The organism is Skermanella sp. (genome assembly GCF_059503625.1).
Window position 1 is genome coordinate 1 of sequence record NZ_JCACHA010001202.1, and the last position, 4,736, is coordinate 4,736.

The 4,736-nt window shown below is 64.6% G+C and carries 3 protein-coding genes; 1 reads left to right on the forward strand and 2 read right to left on the reverse strand.

Annotated elements, in window-relative coordinates; translation table 11 throughout:
• The coding region (locus tag AC5JJ6_RS42175; RefSeq protein WP_496047792.1) for a cation:dicarboxylate symporter family transporter at nt 1-482 on the reverse strand (482 nt) is incomplete at its 3' end.
• 46 nt (nt 483-528) lie between these two features.
• On the reverse strand, nt 529-2,829 hold the full coding sequence (locus AC5JJ6_RS42180; RefSeq protein ID WP_496047793.1) for an NADP-dependent malic enzyme: 2,301 nt from the start codon (nt 2,827-2,829) through the stop codon (nt 529-531).
• A gap of 307 nt (nt 2,830-3,136) precedes the next feature.
• Between AC5JJ6_RS42180 and AC5JJ6_RS42185 the strand changes: the two genes are divergently transcribed.
• The gene (locus AC5JJ6_RS42185; RefSeq protein WP_496047794.1) at nt 3,137-4,255 is read left to right on the forward strand and encodes an NADH:flavin oxidoreductase/NADH oxidase; all 1,119 of its coding nucleotides are present in this window, start codon (nt 3,137-3,139) and stop codon (nt 4,253-4,255) included.
• Nucleotides 4,256-4,736 lie beyond the last annotated feature (481 nt).

Genomic DNA, 4,736 nt, shown 5'->3' on the forward strand with positions numbered 1-4,736 from the left:
CCCTCGGCGAAGGCGCCGACCACCGTGCTCGGCACGATGTGCATGATGTATTCGATGGTGCTTTGTTCGGCGGCCTTCGACGTATAGGCGGCGATCGACTTGGTGTCGAGCGAGGCGACATCGACGTTCATGCCGGCGCCGGGCTGCCACAGGTTGACGACGACCAGACCGACGACGAGGGCCAGGGTCGTCATGACCTCGAAGTAGATCAGCGCCTTGACGCCGACCCGGCCGACCTTCTTCATGTCTTCCATGCTGGCGATGCCGTGGACGACGGTGCAGAAGATGATCGGGGCGATCAGCATCTTGATCAGCTTGATGAACAGGTCGCCCAGCCACTTCATGCTCTCGCCGAGCTGCGGGTAGAAATACCCCAGCAGCACGCCAAGGACGATGGCGCACAGGACCTGGAAATAGAGGTGCTGATAGAGCTTCTTGTGGTGGGTCGGTGCGGCGGGAGCCGCACCTCCTGAGACTTGCATGATAGTCTCCCTTCCCGCCGCGCAAGCGGCTGTGAAAGCCGCTCCGCTACTCGGCTGCTTTGGCCAACTGTACGTCGCCCGTCTGCACCACAGCATCCACGGCGGTCAGCGCCGTCATGTTGACGATCCGGCGCACCGTGCTGGTGGGGGTCAGGATGTGGACCGGCTGCGCCGCCCCCAGCAGGATCGGTCCTACCGTGATGCCCTGCCCCGCCACCGCCTTCAGCGCGTTGAAGGTGATGTTGGCGGCGTCCAGGTTAGGCATGATCAGCAGGTTGGCCTCTTCGGTCAGGTTGCTGTCCGGCATGACCCGGTCCAGCGTCGGCTTCGACAGGGCGGCATCCGCGTGCATCTCCCCATCGACCTCCAGGTCCGGCGCCATCCCCTGGATGAAGCCCAATGCATGCCGCATCTTGATCGCCGACGGCGTGTCGGCGCTGCCGAAGTTGGAATGCGACAGCAGGGCCACCCGTGGCGTCAGGCCGAACCGCCGGACCTCCTTGGCCGCCAGCAGGGTGATGTCGGCGATCTGCTCGGCGGTGGGATCGGCGTTGATCGAGGTGTCGCAGATGAACAGCGTATGCCCCGGCAGCATCAGAAGGTTCATGGCCGCGAAGTTTCTCGCCCCCTCCTGCAAGCCGATGATGTCGGCGACATATTGCAGATGCGCTGCATAGGGTCCCGAAGTCCCGCACAGCAGCCCGTCCGCCTTGCCCTGCCGCACCAATGCCGCCCCGATCAGGGTCGAGTTGCGCCGCATTTCCGCGACCGCGTAGTTGCGCGCCAAGCCCCGGCGGCGGCGGAGCTGGTAGTACATCTCGGCCGCGTCGTTGATCATCTCGTCGTCGTCGAAATCGGCGACGTCGAAGTCCCTGCCGGCCTGAATGTGCAGGCCAAGCTCATGGACCTTCTGCGCGATCACATGGCTGCGGCCTACCAGGATCGGACGAGCCAGGTTCTCGTCGACCACCACCTGGGCCGCGCGCAGCACGCGGTCGTCCTCGCCCTCGGCGTAGCAGACCCGCTTGTCGACTTCGGCCGCCGCCGCGAAGACCGGCTGCATGACTGTGCCCGACCGGTAGACGAAGCTGGCGAGCTGGTGCCGGTAGGCTCTCATGTCCGTGATCGGCCGGGTGGCGACGCCCGTCTTCATGGCCGCTTCCGCGACAGCCGGAGCGACCGTCGTTATCAGTCGGGGGTCGAACGGGCGCGGGATCAGGTATTCCGGTCCGAACGGCTCCTGGGTGCCGTAGGCGGAAGTCACCACGTCGGACGGCTCGGCTTCGGCGATGGCGGCGATCGCCAGCGTGGCCGCCATCTTCATCTCTTCGTTGATCGTGGTGGCGCCCACGTCCAGCGCACCCCGGAAGATGAAGGGGAAGCACAGGACGTTGTTGACCTGATTGGGATAGTCCGACCGCCCGGTCGCGATCACGCAATCCGGTCTGACCTCCTTCGCCAGTTCGGGACGGATCTCCGGTTCCGGGTTCGCCATCGCCAGGATCAGCGGCTTGTCCGCCATGCCCTGAACCATCTCGGGCTTCAGCACGCCGCCCATCGACAGCCCGAGGAAGATGTCGCAGCCGGGCATGATATCGGCCAGCGTCCGCGCCTCTGTCGCCTGGGCGTAGCGGGCCTTGTTGTCGTCCATCGACGCGGTGCGGCCCTGATAGACGACGCCCTTGCTGTCGGTGACGAAGGCGTTCTCTTTCCGAAGCCCCAGGTTCACCAGCAGGTCGAGACAGGCGAGCGCCGCTGCACCGGCGCCGGAGCAGACCAGCTTGACGTCCTCGATCCGCTTGCCGACGACCTTGAGCCCGTTGATGACGGCGGCCGCCGTGACGATGGCGGTGCCGTGCTGGTCGTCGTGGAAGACCGGGATCTTCATCCGCTCGCGGAGCTTCGTTTCGATATAGAAGCATTCCGGCGACTTGATGTCTTCCAGGTTGATGCCGCCGAAGGTCGGCTCCAGGCTCGCGATGATCTCGACCAGCTTCTCGGGGTCGGTCTCGTCGATCTCGATGTCGAACACGTCGATCCCGGCGAACTTCTTGAACAGGCAGCCCTTGCCTTCCATGACGGGCTTGCTCGCCAGGGCGCCGATATTGCCAAGTCCCAGCACGGCTGTACCGTTGCTGATGACGGCGACCAGATTGCCGCGCGACGTCAGGTTCAGCGCTTCCAGCGGGTCCTTGTTGATCGACATGCACGGGATCGCGACGCCGGGAGAATAGGCCAGCGCCAGATCGCGCTGGTTGACCATGCTCTTGGTCGGCGTGATCGAGATCTTACCCGGATTGGGGAAGCGGTGGTAGTTGAGGGCCGCTTGGACCAGATGCTCGTCCATTTTTACTGGATCTCCCTTGTCTTGGTTCTTCTGCCGCGCTAACCGCGCTTTGGCTTGATTTACTTGTATTGATAACCGAAAATTTTGACCGATGAAGCGTACAACCCGTAGGTCGGTCTAGAGCGAAGCGGCAGCCGACAAGCAGGCGCGTCCATGTCGGCTGCCGCTTCGCTTTAGACCGGCCTACGGCGGGAGCGTCTTCAACAGTCAACATCTTCGACCCCTGGGCATAGCCCCGCCCCGCCGCAACCGATCCCGGCCGGGGCCGTTATCAGGCAATCCTCCCCGGAACCGAGATCTACGCACCATGTCCAGCAAACTGTTCTCGCCGATCGACCTCGCCGGCCGCACCTTCGCCAACCGGATCGTCGTGTCTCCCATGTGCCAGTACAGCGCGGAGAACGGCAACGCCACCGACTGGCACCTGATGCACCTGGGCATGCTGGCCAACTCCGGCGCGTCGCTGCTGATCCTGGAAGCGACGGCGGTCGAGGCGGCCGGCCGCATTACCCCCGGCGACCTCGGCCTCTACAACGACGAGAACGAAGCCGCACTCGCTCGAGTCCTGTCTTCCGTCCGGCGCTACGGCAACGCCCAGATCGGCATCCAGATCGCCCACGCCGGACGCAAGGCCTCGTCCCAGCGCCCGTGGGAAGGCGGCAGGGCGCTGCGGCCCGACCAGGACCCCTGGACCACCTACGCCCCCTCGGCGATCCCCTTCGCCGAGGACTGGCACACCCCGCAGGCCTTCGCCGCCCAGGACTTCGAGCGCGTCCGCAACGCCTTCGTCGCCACCGCCCAGCGCGCCGTCCGGCTCGGCATCGACGCGGCGGAACTCCACGGCGCCCACGGCTACCTGCTGCACGCCTTCCTGTCGCCCCTATCCAACCAGCGGACCGACGGCTACGGCGGCGGTTTCGAAGGCCGCACCCGCTTCCCCCTGGAAGTCTTCGACGCCGTCCGCGCCGTCTGGCCGACCGACCGCCCGCTCGGCTTCCGCCTCAGCGCGTCCGACTGGATCGAGGGCGGCTGGACCATCGAGGAATCGGTAGCCCTCGCCAAGATCCTGAAGCAGCGCGGCTGCGACTTCATCGACGCGTCGAGCGGCGGCATAGCCCTGGGCGCCAAGATCCCCCTGACCCCCGGCTACCAGGTCCCCTTCGCCGCCCAAATCCGCCGCGAAGCCGAGATACCGGTAATGGCCGTGGGCCTGATCGTCGATCCCAAACAGGCCGAACGCATCGTGGCGGAAGGCGAAGCCGACTTCGTGGCACTGGCCCGTGCCCTGCTGGACGAACCGCACTGGGGCTGGCGAGCCGCCCGCGAACTGGGTGGAGAGATCGCCTACCCGCCGCAATACGCCCGCGTAGCACCCGAGCTTTGGCCGGGCCACAAGTTCCAGGAAGAGTCGTCGGTGATGGACTGAGAGCCGCCAGCGCAGGGACTTCCAAATCCAACCGGCTTCGATTAGGCTAGAGGAGTGGGGAGGGGTGTTCGTCCACCCCTCCCTGTGACTCCGTTAGAGGCTCAGGCCGATCTCGATTTCAATCTCGATCGTCTGTCCTTTCCAACGGAGCCGGATCGTCCATTTCATCATGGACGGCTCCTCCTCAGGTGTGTCTCGGTGGGCCGGGGGATTCCGCCCACCGGACAACCGGGAGAAATGGGGGCACGTTCGGCCATCCGGCACGAGAACCTGCCCGCTGCGGAATCATAATGTCGAAAAAGTTGACACCTTACTATTTGCTGCATTCCCAGCCCTGGAAACTCTCAGACTGTTATTGAGGATGGTGGCAGTGACTCGGGTGAACACAAAGGATGGCCACTCGAAATCCAAAACTAGCTGTTGCTCGGTGATTGCTCACGGGGTTGACAAAAAGGGTTGCGCTGGAGCTCGCAATATGAGT